The organism is Microbulbifer harenosus, from assembly GCF_005771435.1.
Classification (GTDB): domain Bacteria; phylum Pseudomonadota; class Gammaproteobacteria; order Pseudomonadales; family Cellvibrionaceae; genus Microbulbifer; species Microbulbifer harenosus.
Map to the genome: position 1 here is coordinate 63,467 of NZ_VANI01000006.1, position 17,003 is coordinate 80,469.

Below are 17,003 nucleotides of genomic sequence, written 5' to 3' on the forward strand. Positions count from 1 at the left end.
ATCAGAACGCCTGCCCCAGGCTCACATAGATCTGATAACGGCTGTCATCCAGGTCGTCGCGGCGATCCAGCGGGAAAGCGATATCAAAGCGCAGCGGCGCAAAAGACGTCATATAGCGCACACCAATGCCCGCACCCCAGTAGAGATCGTCGAAACTTGGCTGGGGGTCGGCGTAGGCGTTGCCGCCATCCAGGAACAGCACGCCCCCCCAGGTCTCGGTAAAGCGGAAGCGCCCCTCAAACGACACTTCACTCAGCGCCCGCCCGCCGATAGGGTCGGAGAGCGTGGGCGGTTCACCCGCCACGGTCGATGGAATCAACCGTCTCGGCCCCAGCGCCTGATAGGCGTAACCGCGCACGGAGCCACCGCCACCGGCGTAGAAGCGCTCATCCGCGGGGATATCCAGGTTGTCGATGCCGCTGATCACGCCGGCCTTGATACGCACTGCCAGAGTCGGATCGTAGCGAACCTCCTCGGCGGTGAGATAACCGGTGGCCACCAGAGTATTTTTGACAAAGCGGGTGCCGCTGCCCTTGAGATCGAAATAGGGTTTCACCTCCATGGCAATGGTGGCGCCGCGGTGTGCATCCAGCAGGTTGTCGGTTGTATCGATTTTCAGACCCAGGGGAAACGCCAGCAGGTTGTAGTTTTCACTCTCCTCCCCCTCTTCCTGTACGTCACTGAACTTCAGCTCACTGCCGATACTGAAGGTGCGGTGTTTGGTGTGGCGGCGGGAAATGGTGCCGCCGAACGTAATGGCCTCGGCCTGATAGGATTCCCGGTCTTCGTTGGACGCCTCCGCCTTGGCGGTGAAATTCTGATCATCGCGAAAAAAGCGCGGTACCAATAGCTCTCCGGTGAGAGACTGCGTGATTTCGCTGACCCGGGTCTCCACTTCAATTTTTTCACCGCGCCCGAGAATGTTGCGGTGCTCCCAACCGGCGGAGACGCCGGCGCCTTCATCGGACGCATAACCCACCCCCAGGCGCACGGTGCGATGTTTGCGCTCGATCACCAGAAAAGTGATGTCCACCATCCCTTCGTACGGGGCCGATACCTCGGCATTCACACCAGCGATCAGGTTGGTGCGCAACAGGCGCAATTTCGCCGCATCCAGCTTGCTGCGGCTGAAACAATCTCCCGGTTTCAGTTGTACCCGCTTGCGCAGAAATTCTTCGTTTACTGTCTCGACGCCTTGTACCTGTACCTGGCCAATATGCACCTCGGGGCTATCCGCCACCCGGTATTGGACGCGTGCGGCATGTTCGCTGTGAATGACGGTGGCTTTGTAGGTCACATCCACGTTGAGCAGGCAGGCATTTTCCGCGAGATAGGTCTCAATCTTCTTTACGCCCGCAGTCACTTTTTCCGCATCCAGCGGATCGCCTTCCTGCAGACCCACACCGTCAAAGCCCGCTTTCAGGTGCGCGGGCATGCGCACATCCAGCGACTTGATCCGGAACTGACGCCCGGGCACCACCCGGTAGAGAATTTCGCCATCCGTTACCGACTGGCGCACACGCCCGTCGTAGTAACCGCGGGATCTCAGTAATTTCTCCAGCGTGCCGCGCTCGTAGCGCGCGACATCCAAGGGATCGTCGTAGGACTTGAGCACACTGCTGGATTTGCGCTGTTCATTCAGTTGATCGCGCAGCCAGCCCTGCAGTTCGCGGTCTTCCGGCACACGGATTTTGAATTTGGGCAGGCTGTCGAAAAAAGGCAGCGCATAGCCATACTGAGGGCTCAGTAACAGTAGTGCGGCCATCAGGACCACAGTTAAAAATGGAGGGGATACCGCTCTCGGAGCGAACAGGAAATTGCGCAACTCTACAACCCGCTTGCCAATCATCACCACTGCGACGCTAATGGAGAGAGAAAGTTGCGAAGAGAGTCGCAACTTTACCAGTCTTTACACCCGCGCAGCGCTCATCCCGCGCGGGCTATCTCTCCTATCTACCAGCTGTTTACCAGCAGACTCAGCGCCCCGGCACCACCTGTGTGCCAGTGCGCTCCATCAGCGGATTGCAGTTCTTGATGACGACCCGGCCCTCCAGCAGATTACCCTTGGAGTATTCGCTGAAGATGCACTCGTTGGTGCGCGGATCAAAGTTCTCCACCCAGAGATTGTCGTCTTTCCAGGTGGAACCCAGATGTCGCTGCCCATCGGGCACACTAATGTACATCACGCCGCCAAAGCGTTTCACGAACACCTGTTCAAAGTGGAAATAATAAGCGAGCCACGCCGTCAGAAAGATGATGGCAGCGACGATCGCGCCTTTGCCGAGACTGCCAAGACGGCCGCCGATGAACAGGCTCAATACAATCAGAGCGATAACGGCAGCCCAATACAGGTAAGTAATCATGCTTATCTTCCGTGACGTTATTAGTTTACGGGGTTGGCTTACAGGGTAGCGCAGTTTAGCTGGCGCGGCATAGCGCAGAAGACGGGGGACAATGCCGCCAATGCGGCGACATATGGCGGAACAGGTATTCCACTCCGCCGAAAAATGCGCCGCCAACCGCGATTCCAGCACAGGCTTGATCTCGCTCAAGACCACCAGCGGGCGCCACTTTACACTGGAGTCCGTCAAACACAAGCGGTTGCACACTAAAAGGAGGCAATCATGGACGCTATGATCGACCTATTCACCAGTTTTTCCGGCCTGCTGAGTCTCGGGATAATTGCCTTTGTGTGCGTCATGGGCGTGTTTATCACCCGTATGGCGCTGACCAAGATGAATGAAGAGCTGGCCCGGAAAACCAACTGAGCGCCCATCGGCCCGCTCTTCCGTCGGCGCTGGCGGGGATTATCCCTCCGACAGCGTCGGCAGGTTCTCAAACAGTTTCAACGCTTCTGGATTGGCCAGAGCTTCCTGGTTTTTCACCGGTTTGCCGTGCACCACGTTGCGTACCGCAAGTTCCACGATCTTGCCGCTAATGGTGCGGGGAATATCCGCCACCTGAATCACTTTGGCGGGCACGTGGCGCGGCGTGGTGTTGGCGCGGATGGTCGTGCGGATTTTCTGAATCAGCTCGTCATCCAGCGTCAGCCCTTCGCGCAACACCACAAACAGCACCACGCGCACATCGTCGCGCCAGTCCTGGCCGATGCAGATGCTGTCCAGCACTTCTTCCACCTTCTCCACCTGGCGGTAGATTTCCGCAGTACCGATACGCACCCCACCGGGATTCAACACCGCATCGGAACGGCCGTAAATGATCACACCGCCGTGCTCAGTGATTTCCGCGTAGTCGCCGTGAGCCCAAACCCCGGGCCAGCTGTCGAAATAGGCATCGTGATATTTGCTGCCATCGGCATCATTCCAGAAACCGATGGGCATACAGGGAAAGGAAGTGGCGCACACCAACTCGCCCTTTTCTTCCAGCACCGGTTTGCCGTCGTCGCTCCACACCTGCACCGCCATTCCGAGACCGCGGCACTGCAACTCGCCCGGATACACCGGCAGAGTGGGATTGCCGAGCGCAAAACAGGAAATGATGTCGGTACCGCCGGAAATGGAACTCAGACATACATCGGACTTGATGTCCCGGTATACGTAGCGGAAGCCCTCGTGAGCAAGCGGCGACCCGGTGGAGAGCACCGCGCGCAGACGCTCAAGCCTGTGGCTCTCCCGCGGCTTGCAGCCGGCCTTTTCCAGTGCGGCGAGGTATTTGGCGCTGGTGCCAAATACACTGATGCCTTCCTCATCCGCCATATCCCACAGGCATTGGGCCGCCGGGTAAAACGGTGAGCCGTCGTACAGCACCAGGGTGGCGCCGCAAGCGAGGCCACTTACCAGCCAGTTCCACATCATCCAGCCACAGGTGGTGAAGTAGAACAAGGTGTCGTCACGGGAAATGTCCGTGTGCAGGCGATGCTCTTTGATGTGCTGCAGCAAGGTACCGCCCACCCCGTGAACGATGCACTTGGGTACGCCGGTGGTACCGGAGGAGTACATGATGTAGAGCGGATGATTGAACGCAGTCTGTGCGAAGGTCAACGAGCGCACCGGCGCCTTTTCCACAAAATCATTGAGGAGGATGGCGCGGTCCAGGCCGGCAATATCCACTGCGGTCTGCTCCGAAGAACGGGCCACCGGTACCACTACCAACTGCTGAATGGAGTCGATCTGCTCGACGATCTGCGCAAGGCGCGGCAGCGAGTCGATGACCTTGCCGTTGTAGAAATAACCTTCGCAGGCAAACAGGATTTTCGGTTCGACCTGGCCGAAGCGGTCCAACACGCCATTAATACCGAAATCCGGGGAGCAGGAGGTCCAGATGGCGCCAAGACTGGAAACAGCGAGCATCGCCACCACGGTGTCGATGATGTTCGGCATAAAACCCGCCACCCGGTCGCCCTCGCCTACGCCCGCATCTGCCAGCGCTGCGGCCAACCGCTCCACCTGTTCATACAGCTGCTGATAGCTCAATGTGCGGCGACTGCCATTTTCCAGCCGTTCAACCAGTGCAGGCTTGTCATCGCGAAAACGCAGCAGGTTTTCGGCGAAGTTCAGCTGGGCCTCGGGAAACCACTCGGCGCCGGGCATACTGTCTTTGCCAAGAATTTTATTGCCCCGCGCACTGGCTATAACCTCACCGAACTCCCAAAGGTGGCTCCAGAATTGCTCGCGGTGGTCGACGGACCACTGATACAGCGCGTGATAATCCGGCAGCGACTGCCGGTGCAGCTCGTTAATCTGGCAGCGAAACTGGTCCATCTGAGTGGCGGCGATGGCCGCTTGGGTGGGTTGCCAAAGTGGTTGCACAGGATTGCTCATCGCGGCTGACTCTCTCTTGTTCTGTGTTCTGGCTGTTTTGCTGCGTTAATGCTTGCGCTGGGGCTCCATCGCCGGCCGGTAACGTCTGCGGATCGGGTAAATCAATGGTTGACCATTATTCGCGCTCTCGCCATAGGCACAATCATGCCTTGGTCTGACACTTAAAACTAATTTAAACTTATTAACAAATATTAAATTTTACTTAAATGATTTCTGCGCGGGAGAAACCGGTGGGCACAACCGTTAAACAGCTGCGCGCCTTTGTGGCGGTGGCCAGAACCCGCAGCCTCGCTGAGGCCAGCGCGCAATTGCATGTCTCCCAACCGGCCATTTCCGTAGCCATCCGCGCACTGGAAGATTCCCTTGGCGGCGCCCTGTTCAATCGCGATGGCCGCCAGCTCGCGCTGACGCCGGAAGGTGTGGCATTTTTGGAGCGGGCCCAGCAACTGCTGCACAACTGGGACAACACCCTGGACGCGGTACAGCAGCGCTTCCGTCTGCAACAGGGGCAGTTGTCCATCGCGGCCATTCCGGCGTTTGCATTGAATCAATTGCCCGAGCTGTTGCGGGAGTTTCACCAGCGGTACCCGGACATCAATATCGTGCTGGAAGACATCGTGATGGAGCGGGTGGTGAACGCGGTGCAGGAGGGACGCGCGGAACTGGGGATCAGCTTCCGCCCGGAGGATCTGGGCAATCTGCGCTTCACCCCCTTTGGCGATGACCGCTTTGTGGCGGTGCTGCCAGCGGGACATCCACTGCAGCGCAGGAAAGCGTTGCGCTGGCAGGACCTCGCGCGCGAGCCATTTATCGCTATGAACAGAGGATCGGCGGTGCGCCGTTGGACAGACGCGGCGTTTGCACAAAGCCGGGATCAGGGAATACAGCCCCGCCTGCTGTGCGAAGCCAACCAGCTGAGCACTATCGGCAGACTTGTGCAGACGGGGTTGGGCGTGAGTGCGGTGCCAAGTCTGTGTGAAACCCAGATGCGCGCTTATGGACTGAGCTGCAAACCATTGGCCGACCCGGTGGTGACGCAACCGGTGGGGATTCTCGTGCGCGAGGCCGGCGCACTGTCCGCGCCGGCACAGGCATTCTCAAACATGCTTCTCGGCATCTCTCCCTGAGTATGCATGCAGCAATCCGCGAATGTTCTCAAACAGATCCCACGCCGTGATGGCGATAACGACACCTATCGCGACCTGCCAACCACCCTGGCTCGGCTGCCAGAACTCGCCGTTGTGCCACTCGAGCGAAAATGGCGCATTCAAGCCGAGCAGCATCGCCAGCATCACCAGCCAGTAACTATTCAGGGCGGCGTCGGTGAGCAATCGCCGGCGTGTCCAGAACGGGGAAAAGAGCTTATAGAGCGACATCAACACACTGGCGCCAAGGGCGAAATTGAGCCACGGTAACAAGGTAGTAAATTCCACAGACAGTGAGAGCGACGAGTTCCCACCGGTGCCGGGCAACAGCCACATATCGTTCAACCACGCCATCGCCAGCAACGTCACCACAAACTCCAGCGCAGAGTCAAAACGCTTGATACGCCGACCACTGTCTACCACATTTGGCAGAGTGCGGGGATTCCAGTCGGCGAAAACCCTGCGGTAGCTGAGCCCTTCTCCAGCCAGGTAAAATACCAGCGTCACCCAGGCGAAGGCGTGAATACCACTCTCGTACAGGCCGGCAAACCACCCAATGGCGGCAGACACCAGCTTCGGATGCTCGTCCCCATATAGGGACCCTACCGTGCCAACGGCGCCGAGAACCGCTAGCACCAACAGTGTCCATTTGAGCACCTGCAGATACAGGGGAAACAGCGGTTCGCTCACCAGCGTTCGGCGCGGCTGGTACGCCGCAGCCACGGCCATAGGATGCCCTCTCTGCTTCAGCAACTTGAGAATTTCGGACTCGGTAGGCATGCGGCCGAGCGACTCTTCGAGCTCATCCCGCTGATCCTGCAGGTCTGAATAAAGTTCATTCCCCACATCCTCCCGCAGGCGCGCCGGCAAATAGGTGCGGACATTGTCCACGTAGCGCTGCAACCAATCTGTCTGATTTGCCATTTCCTTCGACTCCCTAATCGTTTTCGCGATCAATATTCCGCCGCCAGCTGGTCGATGACCTTGCTGAGATCCAGCCACTCGCGGCGCATCGCAGCAAGTGCAATTTCGCCACCACTAGCGATCTGGTAAAACCGCCGCTTGCGCCCCTCCTCCTGCTGCCAGTGGCTGCCCAACAGGCCCTGCTCTTCCAGCCGGCGCAGCAGTGGATACAGCGTGCCCTCGTCTATCTCCAACCCGCGTGCGGCCAGCTTTTTCCGCAACGAGTAGCCATAGTGCGGCTCGCGCAATGCCAGCAGTACTGCGAGGGTGAGCGCGCCGCGGCGAACCTCCATCACCAGCCTGTCGAGCTTCTCCGGCACTTCCGTCATTTGTTCAACCCATACTGTGTGTCACACAGTAAATACTGTGCACCACACAGTACTGAAGCGCAAGAGAAAAATTCAGCCAAGCTTGTGACTAGCCCCGGGAATGGCAGGAGAAACGACGAGAAACGTGGGAAGGAATAAAAACGGATGGACCAGCGGGTGCCGGAAACAACAAAGCCGGCGGTCAGGCCGGCTTTGTTGAATAGGGAAGCGCTTGACGACTCAGTGCGCGGTGGCCCGCAACATCCAAGCGGTTTTCTCGTGGACCCGCATGCGGTCTGACACCAGCGCAATAGTGGACTCGTCGTCCCCGGCCTGTGCCGCCTTTAGCACATCGCGGCAGGTTTTTACTACCTGCTCGTGCCCCTGGGTCAATATGCGCACCATGTCTTCGGCTGCCGGCACGCCGTCCACTTCCTTGATGGAACTGTGTTCAGCGAACGCCTTGTAAGTACCCGGCGCCACCACATCCAGCGTGCGAATACGCTCGGCGATATCATCAACCGCGACGGCCAGCTCGGTGTACTGCTCCTCAAACATTAAATGCAGCTCACGAAACAGCCGACCGGTTACGTTCCAGTGAAAGTTGTGCGTCTGCAGATACAGAGTGTAGGTATCCGCCAGCAGGCCTTTCAATCCCTGGGCAATTTTCTCGCGGTCTTTGGCACCAATTCCGATATCTATATTGCTCATCAGCAACCTCATTTTGGCTCGGGTTCAATCCTTTAATCGGAGGCGTCAACCTCGCAGGCTCAGCTGGCGTCTCCGGATTCCTCAGATGATGACAGCAATACACTGCCTACACCTGACTTGACTTCCGGGACAGAAGGGACAACGCCCATCCTCCCGGTCAGTACTTAAGGTCAGACAAAATACTAAGGTCAAAACTCCGTATTCAAACCCCGCCCGCTATTGACTGTGAATATTCAGTCAATAGTTTCACCCAATCACCAGCCGCAATCGCGCCCCTCGTTCTGCTCTTGCAGGTACACCATCAGCGGCTGGAAATAATCCACGATGGCAGAGGCGTCGAGTTCACGCTGGCCGGTGAGCGCTTCCATGGCATCCGGCCAGGGCTTGCTGGCACCCATAGCGAGCATGTCGCGCAGCTTTTTACCGGCCGCTTCATTTTTGAAAATGGAGCAGCGGTGCAGCGGCCCGGTTTCACCGGCGGCTTCACACAGCGCGCGGTGGAACTGGAACTGTTGGATGCGCGCGAGGAAATAGCGGGCGTAGGGTGTATTGCCGGGAATATGGTATTTGGCACCCGGGTCGAAATTGGCCTCGCTGCGCGCAACCGGCGCCTGAATGCCCTGGTAGTCTTCCCGCAGTTTCCACCACGCCTTGTTGTAATCGCCCGGCTTTACTTCACCGTTGAATACCTGCCAGCGCCACTTGTCCACCAGTAGACCAAACGGCAGGAACGCGATCTTGTCCAGCGCCTGCTGCATCAGGTAACCGATATCTTTGTCCTCGCCCGGAATCTCATCCATCAGGCCAATTTCTTTCAGGTACTTCGGCGTAATGGACAACGCGATCGTGTCACCCACCGCCTCGTGGAATCCATCGTTGGCCCCTTCCTTGTACAGGAATGGCTGTTGATTGTAGATGCGCTGATAGAAGTTATGCCCGAGCTCGTGGTGCACGGTGATCAGGTCTTCCCCGGTCTTGTTGATGCACATCTTGATACGGAGGTCGTCTTTGCCGTCGAGGTTCCAGGCGCTGGCGTGGCACACCACATCACGATCTCGTGGCTGTACAAACTGGGAGCGCTCCCAGAAGGTCTCCGGCAGCGGTTTGAAACCGAGGGAGGTGAAGAATTTTTCACCGACCTTCACCATGTCCTGCTCACTCATGCCGGAGTCCACCACCAGCTGGGTGAGATCGTAGGGTGCCTCCATGTCGTCATCTTTGACGATGTCATAGATATTGCCCCACTCCTGAGCCCACATGTTGCCAAGCAGATGTGCCGGGATCTTGCCATTTGGCGGGACCACCTCGTCGCCGTAGCGCTCGTTCAGCTTGGCGCGCACATGGCAGTGCAGGGCTTCGTACAGCGGCTTGACCTTGTTCCATTGGGCGTCCATGTCCGCGGCGAAGGCATCCGGTTCCATGTCGTATTTTGAGCGCCACATGACACTCAGGTTGTCGTACCCCAACTCCCTGGCACCGGCGTTGCCGATTTCCACCTGACGGTCATACAGCGGCTTCATCGGCGGCGCCACCTTGCGCCAGCCAACCCAGAGATCCTTGAGCAGTTTCGGGTCGCGGCTGTTGGCCATCAATTGGCCCATTTCCGTCAGGGTATAGCACTTGCCCTCTTCGCCATTGCTGGCTTCCGGGCAGTATTTACCGGCGCCGTACATACCCTGCATTTTTGAACCGATCTGGGCCAGTTCCGCGGTCAATTTGGGGTCGTTCGGCGCGGGGAAGACCAGCCCCTGCTTCAACATGGTGAGCATTCGGCGGGTTTCAGGGTCCAGTTCGACATCGTCGAATTTGGCCGCTTCCTGGGCCAGCTCCACCGCCAGCGACGTGTAGCGCTCCACCGCAAGCGCTTCGGTGTACTGGGAATCCACATTGATATAGGTGGACGCAAGCCAGCTGGCATGGCTCACTTCCTCGGCCATTTTTTCCAGCCGCTCCTGCGCACTCTGCAAAAATGCTTTGGCGTCTTCCGCGTCGAGCGAATCCGCGACGTTCTCCGCGCGGGCCACAGTCCCGGCTACAGTATTGTCTGCGGCGTATGCAACGTTTTCAGTGGACGCTGATACCGGGCCCTGTTGGGCTTCGGATTCATCATTCCCCTTATCACATCCTGCTGCGGCCAAAGCGGCCACGGCGACTACCAACGCGAGCTTTTTCATCGGCATCCTCTGGTCGATTTTTCGAATTATCTGCTGAGCCAGCCCCGGAACCGGGGAGGAAATTTGAATTACTGTCGCGATTTATAGCACACACTTCCGAGCCCACGAGACGATACCGCAGCGCGCCCCGGTACATCGGCACAATATTCCCCTTATGACCGGTGATTTGGAGAAATATTTTGCGCAGACAAGCCGCATGCAAATTCAGTGCGGTAATGGATACGCACAGAACGTGAACAAACCGGGTAACAACAAGGGATTGCAGGAAAGAGGATGAGATAGCGAGAAAAGCAGGGATTGGAGGCAGCCCAACCAGCACACCCCCGGCACATGATGTCACTGCTACCGTTGCTCCCTTCCGGGCCTGGCGGGGTTCACAGCTGATCATTGCGAGGAGACCGGAAGGGCCGCCATCACGCTTGAGCACACAGAGCGATACTGCTGCACTCGAAGAGGGCGCGATTATAGAGACTCAACGCGCCAGGTGCCACCCCCAAAACCAGATTCCTGACGCCCGAAGAGCAAAATGCCAGCAACAAGGTCAATTCAGGCTTTCAAATCGCTATACTGTGCTCCGCCCAGAACCGGGCCAAGATGTCATTGCCAGCCGGAATCAATATGCACCTGTTTGTCGACAGCCTTACCAACGTGGACTTCAGCTATCTTCACCACAGCCGCGGCATCGTGGGCGAGACCTGGCTGGCCAATGCCGCCCTGGATGGCGCGCTGGATCACCAGGGCATGGTGTGTGATTTTGGCATCGTCAAAAAAACGCTGCGCAACTGGCTCGACAGCGAACTGGACCACCGCTTGCTGGTCCCCATCCATGCGCGCAATCTGACACTCACAGAAAAGGGCCAACAGATCGAACTGATCTGGGAGCTCGATAGCGGCGAAACTATTCGCGTAAGCGGCCCCTCCCAGGCCTTTGCGCTGGTAGCTGCGGAGAGCATTACCCCGGAATCCACTGCAACCTGGAGTGTGCAGCAACTGGATGGCATTTTTCCTACCAGTGTCGACCAGCTGAGCCTGAACTTTTCCGCCGAAATTATCGACACTCCTTATTACCATTACAGCCACGGCCTGAAGAAACACGATGGCAATTGCCAGCGCATTGCCCACGGCCACCGCTCGCGCATCCGCATTGACCTGGACGGCGAGCGCAGCAGCGCACTTGAAGCCATGTGGGCCCAGCGCTGGAAAGATATTTACCTGGGTACCCAGGAAGACCTGATCAAACAGGATGAAAACACCCTGCACTTCGCCTACCGCGCGCGCCAGGGAGATTTTACGCTGAGCATTCCAACGCACTGCTGCGAGCTGCTGGAGTGCGATACCACCGTGGAACAGCTGGCCCAGTATATTGCCGAAGAGCTTGCCGCCGCCCACCCCGGAAGCGACGTGCGTGTGCGTGCCTATGAAGGTATCGGCAAGGGTGCCGTTGCCTGCGCCAGGCGCTGACCGCCGTGAACCTGATCATTCTGGAACCCGGGGATTTTCAATCCCCTGCTTCCGAGCCTATTCCAGTTGCTACAATCCGCGGCCGACGCCTGCAGCATGTCCTGGAAGTACATCGCGCAGAAGTCGGCGATGCTTTGAAAGTCGGGCTGCTGAATGGAGAGATAGGTGAAGGTAAAGTCTTGCGGCGCGATGAACAGGGAATCACCCTCGAGATCGCTCTGCACCGCGCACCGCCTCCCCCGCTTCCTCTCACCCTGATACTGGCACTGCCGCGCCCGAAAATGCTGAAGCGCACCATCCAGCACGCCACTGCCCTCGGCGTAAAAAAACTGTACCTGATCAACAGCTATCGCGTAGAGAAATCCTATTGGCAAAGTCCCTGGCTCGCGGAGGACCAACTGCGCGAGCAGTGCCTGCTGGGTTTAGAGCAGGCGGTGGATACCACCATGCCGCAGCTTGAACTGCGCAAGCGCTTCAAGCCATTTGTGGAAGACGAACTGCCAGCAATCGCCGCAGACTCCGTCAGACTGGTCGCCCACCCGGTAACCGACACACCCTGCCCGGTGGATATTCGGCAGCAGACCACGCTGGCAGTGGGGCCGGAGGGCGGGTTTATTCCTTATGAAGTAGAAAAACTGCAGGAGGTGGGTTTCCTGCCAGTGCATCTGGGACCGAGAATCCTGCGAGTGGAAACCGCACTCCCGGTTCTGCTGAGCCGCCTTTTTCCCGCCACATAGCGCGATGCCGCCATAACGAAAAAAGCCGCGCTAAAAAGCGCGGCTGCAAAGGCAGTCATAAACACTGCCGGGTCTCACAGAGCGGGGCGTGGGGACGCCCCAGAAGAGAACCTTTTGTAGTCACCCGTGAGGTTAACTGCGTAATATCTTTCGCCATCAGGCAGCCTGGTCAGAGGTTACCGCGGATTTCTGCAGTGCCAGTTTCGGGTCCACGAATTCATAACCCAGCACATCGGCTACGGCTTTGTAAGTCACCATACCGGCGTGCACGTTCAGACCTTCCAGCAGGTTGGCGTCGTCCAGCAGTGCCTGCTTGGCGCCCTTGTTGGCGAGCGCAACCGCGAACGGCAGGGTTGCATTGTTCAGTGCCATGGTAGAGGTGCGGGCGACACCGCCGGGCATGTTGGCCACGCAGTAGTGCACCACGCCGTCCACAACATAGGTCGGCTCTTGGTGAGTCGTGGCCTTGGAGGTTTCGAAACAACCGCCCTGGTCAATAGCCACGTCCACCACCACTGCACCTTTCTTCATGCGGCTGATATGGTCGCGGGTCAGCAGTTTCGGTGCAGCCGCACCGGGGATCAGTACCGCACCAATCACCAGGTCCGCTTCCAGCGCATGTTTCTCGATCGCGTCGTTGGTGGAGTACTCAGTGCGCACCGCGCCACCAAAAATATCGTCCAGCTGACGCAGACGCGGCAGCGAGCGATCCAGAATAGTCACATCCGCGCCCATGCCCAGCGCCATTTTGGCTGCGTTGGTACCGACGACACCGCCGCCGATAATCAGCACTTTGGCCGGTGCAACACCAGGGACACCACCCAGCAGTACACCGAGGCCACCCTGGGCTTTTTCCAGGTGATGCGCGCCGCACTGTACAGACATACGACCGGCCACCTCAGACATCGGCGCCAGCAGTGGCAGGCCGCCAAAACGGTCGGTTACGGTTTCATAAGCGATGCAGGTCGCACCGGATTTCACCAGCAGCTCGGTCTGCTTGGGATCGGGTGCCAGGTGCAGGTATGTGTACAGCAGCTGGCCCGGGCGCAGCATTTCGCACTCGTGGGGCTGGGGCTCTTTTACCTTCACGATCATATCGGCGGAGGCAAAAATTTCTTCCGGCGTGTCGATGATTTTCGCACCCGCCTGCTCGTACATTTCATCGGTAAAGCCAATGGCAGAACCGCCATCTTTCTGCACGATCACCTCGTGGCCATGGCCTACCAGCTCACGGACGCTGGCCGGGGTCAGACCAATACGGTACTCGTGGTTTTTGATCTCTTTCGGGACACCGATCAACATGATGTTTCTCCTGGGTACTCTGCTAACTTCACGTGAGCGCAATCAGGTGCGCCCCTTCTTTGTTCGATTTACCCAGTATAACCACTCCAAATAAGTGGATTTCAGTACATTTTTAACCACAGCCAGTTGATTCCACTGGCACAATGGCGCAAAGTACGTTTTTTCGCCAAACAGAACCTAACTTCCACCTCGGGCCATGTCAACCCGGCAGATTGAGGAAAATATGAAACGGCGCGCCAACGAACTCAGCACCATTGACCGCAATATCCTGCGTGTCCTGCAAAAAAACGGACGCACGAGCTACGCCGAACTGGCCCGCCAGGTCGGGCTCACTCCCACACCTTGTGTGGAGCGGGTGAAGCGCATGGAATCCGACGGTGTGATCCAGGGCTACACCGCGCTGATCAACCCGGAATTCCTTGATGCCGCCCTGGTAGTGTTCGTGCAGATCAGCCTGAACCGCTCAGCGCAGGACGCTTTCGAAGCGTTCCGAAACGCCGTATCCGCACTACCGGAAGTTCAGGAATGCTACCTGGTGTCGGGAAATTTCGATTACCTAATTAAGGCGCGGGTGGCGGATATGAGCGCGTACCGCAAGTTCTACGGCGAAACGCTGCTCACTCTTCCGGAGGTGCAGGAGTGCACCAGCTATGTGGTGATGGAGCAGGTTAAAGAAACGCTGGAAGTTCCGGTGCACTACAACCGGTGAGCGGCATTGTCCTGCCGCGGTGAATTGCACACGGCTGGATGTACCGCGAGTGAAATCTGACGTAACCTACACACAGGATGGGCAAAGCGAGGCCAGCCCATCCTGCTGACAATTTCCGACTGAGCGAGCGCGATCAGCGCATGCGGTTGCGGGCGCGGTCGATAGAGTTTTTCAGGTCACCCCAGGCGCTTTCGACCCCAGCCTTGACCTCCTCCCAAACCTCACCACTCTGCTCCTGCATATGGTTCACTTTTTCCTGCAGCGCATCGCGTTTGGACCGCAATTCACTGAGCTGGTCGCGATATTTGATTTCCGCATCGGCACCAGCCTCTTCGGCCTTCGCCTCCAGCTTATTGATCTCCGCGGTCCACTCCTTTAATCGCGCATCCATCTTTTTCCGATAGGCCGTTTTCTCTTCACGTTCTCCCATGGAATCTACCTCCAGTTAACGGTATTCCCCTTGAGTGTAGAACTATCCGCCAAATGTCCATAAATCATCTACGCTTTAGTGAGCGGCTTCCGCAATTAACACGAGCGACAACAGTCCGGTCCCACAGCGCCCCGGACTTCGATGGAGGTGATGAATGAATCAGTGCGAGACCTGTGGCAACCAGTACGACAAGACGATGGAGATTACCATCGGCAATGAATCCCACACTTTCGATAGCTTTGAATGTGCAATTCAGGCACTGGCTCCCCGTTGCGATCAGTGCAACACCCGGATTCTGGGGCACGGCACCGAGGCCGGGGGAAAGTTCTACTGCTGCGCCCACTGCGCTGCGCGCGGCGGGCACGATGATATTATCGACCGGGTCTGAGAGACGCGCCTAGTCCTGCAGACTTCGGCGACTGACCAATTCATAACACGGTTTGTAGTGGTGAAAACAGACAAACGATATCCCGGTAGCCCCGGGATATCGGCAAATCAGTAACCCCTGGTCAGTAATTAATGCCCAGCTTGCGGTACAAAAAGCCTATCACCCAGGCGGGGCCGATCAGCAGAAACTGAAAATCCTTGAAAAACGAAGGCTTTTTACCCTCAATGTGGTGCCCTACAAACTGGAACACCCACATCACCGCGAAAACTCCCACGGACCACCACAACACACTCTGCGCCGCCGCCTGCAGCGCACTGCAGACCCACAGACACAACCCAGAAAGCACCGCCATTCCCAGAGCCAGCGGCAGGGACATCGCCAAGTAGAAGAGAATCGCCGGCACCAGCGCCACCACCGCCCAATTCAACCAGGGCAACTGCACCATCCACTGAGGCTGCGGGATAGACCAGAAGAGTCCGATAACGGTCAGGTAGATCAAAGGGACTGCCACCCAGTGGATGGCCTTATTGGTAGGATTCTGATGGCTCTCGCCGTACTCGCTGAACCATTGTTGTGCCGTACGCATGGTTTACCCTCGCCTTGGTTGTTATTGGGATTGGCTTTGGGACGATGGTACTCGAAAACCAGAAGAGACCAAATGGTCACAAAATGGGGCCGGCAAGAATTCTGCGTCCCCTTTCCCTTAGGGAGCATGATCGGGCACATAATTTCGCTCACAACTTCAAGTTGACCATCAAATCCGAACATCATGTAAAGCTACTTACATCTCATTAACTCATCTCTACCAGAGTACCCGGATACGAATTCATCAGAAAAAAAATAAAAATAGTGAGGATTAACCAACTTATCAATAAATTTAAATGGAATTCCCAATTCACCATAAAATGCACCAGCCAACTGGCCATATATAGCTCCAATAGTATCCGCATCACCACCCAAATTGACCGCCTTAATCAGCCCGCTTTCAAATGAATCGGTATTATAGAATGCCCACAAAGCAGCCTCTAGAGAACTCACAACATACCCAGATGAATCAATTTCATCTCGACATTTTTTTTTATACGAACCTTCAGCTACATTTTTAACCCTCTCACAAAGTGGAAAGTATTCCCAATATGACTCTATAGGAGAATACATACTAGAGAGAAGCTCTTCTTTCTTTGTCGCCCTAAAAGCACCAATAATTAACGCAGAAAAAAAACGACAACAGTCAACAGCCTGTTCATTCGCATGAGTTGTCTTAGAACTAACCCCAGAATACTTTATTGCGTTTGAAAGATTACTAAAGTAGAACATTACAACCGGGCATAAGCGCATTAATGAGCCGTTCCCGGCAGAATATTCATCCTCACTTCCAGCATATCCATCCCCTGTAACCGAATACTTTTCGAGTGCAGCACTAACAGTATTCCCAATATCAAAGCATCTACCATTTGAGCTTAGAAAACCCTCCTTCCACCAAGCTGTATACAAATCCATTTGATGCTCAGGATCAAAATATTTTCTTTCGTACAAACTATGGGCCAGACATAAAGCCATGCTCGTATCGTCTGTCCACTCTCCTGCCTTCAAGTTAAACGGTCCTTTCCCGATCATTTCCCGGTGAACTTCGCCGACTGGTCTTTCGGAAAATTCCAACGTTGTCCCAAAAGCGTCCCCAACTGCCAGCCCCAAAAAACATCCTCGAAAACGATTCGCGAGATCGCTATTGTTTTTACCAATAGCGGAAAGAAACCTTTTAGCCAAAAACTCCTGATCACTCCGCGAAGAAATACTCCTTCGATACTCAAAATAGGTTTCAAGCCAAGAATTTTTGCTTACAAAACCTTCGTGCATCCTTGTTGACATGGGTGGAATTAGCAAATCTGGCATA

The 17,003-nt window shown here is 56.5% G+C and carries 17 protein-coding genes and 1 other RNA gene; 6 read left to right on the forward strand and 12 right to left on the reverse strand.

Going from position 1 to position 17,003, the window contains the following annotated elements; translation table 11 throughout:
• Position 1 precedes the first annotated feature (1 nt).
• Positions 2–1,765, reverse strand: coding sequence for an autotransporter assembly complex protein TamA (locus FDY93_RS06090; RefSeq protein ID WP_246068480.1), 1,764 nt, complete (start codon positions 1,763–1,765; stop codon positions 2–4).
• A gap of 211 nt (positions 1,766–1,976) precedes the next feature.
• Positions 1,977–2,363, reverse strand: coding sequence for a hypothetical protein (locus FDY93_RS06095; protein WP_138234862.1), 387 nt, complete (start codon positions 2,361–2,363; stop codon positions 1,977–1,979).
• A 261-nt stretch (positions 2,364–2,624) separates the two neighbouring features.
• On the opposite strand from FDY93_RS06095, the gene FDY93_RS06100 reads away from it, so the two are divergent.
• On the forward strand, positions 2,625–2,768 hold the full coding sequence (locus FDY93_RS06100) for a DUF3149 domain-containing protein (protein WP_171018906.1): 144 nt from the start codon (positions 2,625–2,627) through the stop codon (positions 2,766–2,768).
• A 39-nt stretch (positions 2,769–2,807) separates the two neighbouring features.
• On the opposite strand, the gene FDY93_RS06105 is transcribed toward FDY93_RS06100, so the two are convergent.
• Positions 2,808–4,781 carry an acetoacetate--CoA ligase gene (locus FDY93_RS06105; RefSeq protein WP_138234863.1) on the reverse strand — a complete coding sequence of 658 codons (1,974 nt, stop codon included), beginning with the start codon at positions 4,779–4,781 and terminating at the stop codon, positions 2,808–2,810.
• A gap of 230 nt (positions 4,782–5,011) precedes the next feature.
• Between FDY93_RS06105 and FDY93_RS06110 the strand changes: the two genes are divergently transcribed.
• Entirely contained in the window at positions 5,012–5,908 is an 897-nt protein-coding gene (locus FDY93_RS06110) for a LysR family transcriptional regulator (RefSeq protein WP_138234864.1), read from the forward strand.
• Here FDY93_RS06110 and FDY93_RS06115 read toward each other — a convergent pair.
• The 5 genes from FDY93_RS06115 to ffs all read right to left on the reverse strand — a co-directional run bounded on the left by FDY93_RS06115 (position 5,879) and on the right by ffs (position 10,486).
• The gene (locus FDY93_RS06115; RefSeq protein WP_138234865.1) at positions 5,879–6,850 is read right to left on the reverse strand and encodes a hypothetical protein; all 972 of its coding nucleotides are present in this window, start codon (positions 6,848–6,850) and stop codon (positions 5,879–5,881) included. The genes FDY93_RS06110 and FDY93_RS06115 overlap by 30 nt on opposite strands.
• 29 nt (positions 6,851–6,879) lie before the next feature.
• Positions 6,880–7,218, reverse strand: a complete 339-nt coding sequence (locus FDY93_RS06120) for a PadR family transcriptional regulator (protein WP_138234866.1) — start codon at positions 7,216–7,218, stop codon at positions 6,880–6,882.
• 219 nt (positions 7,219–7,437) lie between these two features.
• Complete coding sequence (locus FDY93_RS06125; protein ID WP_138234867.1) at positions 7,438–7,908, reverse strand: Dps family protein; 471 nt, start codon at positions 7,906–7,908, stop codon at positions 7,438–7,440.
• Positions 7,909–8,162: 254 nt separating this feature from the next.
• Positions 8,163–10,082, reverse strand: coding sequence for a M2 family metallopeptidase (locus FDY93_RS06130; protein WP_138234868.1), 1,920 nt, complete (start codon positions 10,080–10,082; stop codon positions 8,163–8,165).
• 307 nt (positions 10,083–10,389) lie between these two features.
• Positions 10,390–10,486: signal recognition particle sRNA small type (ffs, locus tag FDY93_RS06135), an RNA gene on the reverse strand.
• A gap of 214 nt (positions 10,487–10,700) precedes the next feature.
• Between ffs and FDY93_RS06140 the strand changes: the two genes are divergently transcribed.
• Positions 10,701–11,543 carry a 6-carboxytetrahydropterin synthase gene (locus FDY93_RS06140; RefSeq protein WP_138234957.1) on the forward strand — a complete coding sequence of 281 codons (843 nt, stop codon included), beginning with the start codon at positions 10,701–10,703 and terminating at the stop codon, positions 11,541–11,543.
• 5 nt (positions 11,544–11,548) lie between these two features.
• Entirely contained in the window at positions 11,549–12,280 is a 732-nt protein-coding gene (locus tag FDY93_RS06145; RefSeq protein WP_138234869.1) for a 16S rRNA (uracil(1498)-N(3))-methyltransferase, read from the forward strand.
• Positions 12,281–12,436: 156 nt separating this feature from the next.
• Here the strand turns inward: FDY93_RS06145 and ald are convergent, their stop codons facing one another.
• Positions 12,437–13,582: an alanine dehydrogenase gene (ald, locus tag FDY93_RS06150; RefSeq protein WP_138234870.1), complete on the reverse strand. Its 1,146-nt coding sequence runs from the start codon at positions 13,580–13,582 to the stop codon at positions 12,437–12,439.
• A 223-nt stretch (positions 13,583–13,805) separates the two neighbouring features.
• On the opposite strand from ald, the gene FDY93_RS06155 reads away from it, so the two are divergent.
• A complete protein-coding gene (locus tag FDY93_RS06155; protein ID WP_105103798.1) occupies positions 13,806–14,291 on the forward strand; it encodes an Lrp/AsnC ligand binding domain-containing protein in 486 nt (161 codons plus the stop codon).
• Between the two features lie 133 nt (positions 14,292–14,424).
• Here the strand turns inward: FDY93_RS06155 and FDY93_RS06160 are convergent, their stop codons facing one another.
• Positions 14,425–14,721: a sll1863 family stress response protein gene (locus FDY93_RS06160; protein WP_138234871.1), complete on the reverse strand. Its 297-nt coding sequence runs from the start codon at positions 14,719–14,721 to the stop codon at positions 14,425–14,427.
• 154 nt (positions 14,722–14,875) lie between these two features.
• Between FDY93_RS06160 and FDY93_RS06165 the strand changes: the two genes are divergently transcribed.
• Positions 14,876–15,109 (forward strand): hypothetical protein, encoded by a 234-nt coding sequence (locus FDY93_RS06165; RefSeq protein ID WP_138234872.1) that lies wholly within the window; start codon positions 14,876–14,878, stop codon positions 15,107–15,109.
• 121 nt (positions 15,110–15,230) lie between these two features.
• Here FDY93_RS06165 and FDY93_RS06170 read toward each other — a convergent pair whose 3' ends face one another.
• Both FDY93_RS06170 and FDY93_RS06175 read right to left on the reverse strand, forming a co-directional pair.
• Positions 15,231–15,695 (reverse strand): Mpo1 family 2-hydroxy fatty acid dioxygenase, encoded by a 465-nt coding sequence (locus FDY93_RS06170; protein WP_138234873.1) that lies wholly within the window; start codon positions 15,693–15,695, stop codon positions 15,231–15,233.
• Positions 15,696–15,886: 191 nt separating this feature from the next.
• Complete coding sequence (locus FDY93_RS06175; protein ID WP_246068481.1) at positions 15,887–17,002, reverse strand: ADP-ribosylglycohydrolase family protein; 1,116 nt, start codon at positions 17,000–17,002, stop codon at positions 15,887–15,889.
• Between the last annotated feature and the right edge of the window lies 1 nt (position 17,003).

Bases quoted from the DNA above. Each gene is read 5' to 3' on its own strand.
- FDY93_RS06090 (WP_246068480.1), bottom strand. From the start codon at position 1,765: ATGGCCGCACTACTGTTACTGAGCCCTCAGTATGGCTATGCGCTGCCT.
- FDY93_RS06095 (WP_138234862.1), bottom strand. From the start codon at position 2,363: ATGATTACTTACCTGTATTGGGCTGCCGTTATCGCTCTGATTGTATTG.
- FDY93_RS06100 (WP_171018906.1), top strand. From the start codon at position 2,625: ATGGACGCTATGATCGACCTATTCACCAGTTTTTCCGGCCTGCTGAGT.
- FDY93_RS06105 (WP_138234863.1), bottom strand. From the start codon at position 4,781: ATGAGCAATCCTGTGCAACCACTTTGGCAACCCACCCAAGCGGCCATC.
- FDY93_RS06115 (WP_138234865.1), bottom strand. From the start codon at position 6,850: ATGGCAAATCAGACAGATTGGTTGCAGCGCTACGTGGACAATGTCCGC.
- FDY93_RS06120 (WP_138234866.1), bottom strand. From the start codon at position 7,218: ATGACGGAAGTGCCGGAGAAGCTCGACAGGCTGGTGATGGAGGTTCGC.
- FDY93_RS06125 (WP_138234867.1), bottom strand. From the start codon at position 7,908: ATGAGCAATATAGATATCGGAATTGGTGCCAAAGACCGCGAGAAAATT.
- FDY93_RS06130 (WP_138234868.1), bottom strand. From the start codon at position 10,082: ATGAAAAAGCTCGCGTTGGTAGTCGCCGTGGCCGCTTTGGCCGCAGCA.
- FDY93_RS06140 (WP_138234957.1), top strand. From the start codon at position 10,701: ATGCACCTGTTTGTCGACAGCCTTACCAACGTGGACTTCAGCTATCTT.
- ald (WP_138234870.1), bottom strand. From the start codon at position 13,582: ATGTTGATCGGTGTCCCGAAAGAGATCAAAAACCACGAGTACCGTATT.
- FDY93_RS06155 (WP_105103798.1), top strand. From the start codon at position 13,806: ATGAAACGGCGCGCCAACGAACTCAGCACCATTGACCGCAATATCCTG.
- FDY93_RS06160 (WP_138234871.1), bottom strand. From the start codon at position 14,721: ATGGGAGAACGTGAAGAGAAAACGGCCTATCGGAAAAAGATGGATGCG.
- FDY93_RS06165 (WP_138234872.1), top strand. From the start codon at position 14,876: ATGAATCAGTGCGAGACCTGTGGCAACCAGTACGACAAGACGATGGAG.
- FDY93_RS06170 (WP_138234873.1), bottom strand. From the start codon at position 15,695: ATGCGTACGGCACAACAATGGTTCAGCGAGTACGGCGAGAGCCATCAG.
- FDY93_RS06175 (WP_246068481.1), bottom strand. From the start codon at position 17,002: ATGCCAGATTTGCTAATTCCACCCATGTCAACAAGGATGCACGAAGGT.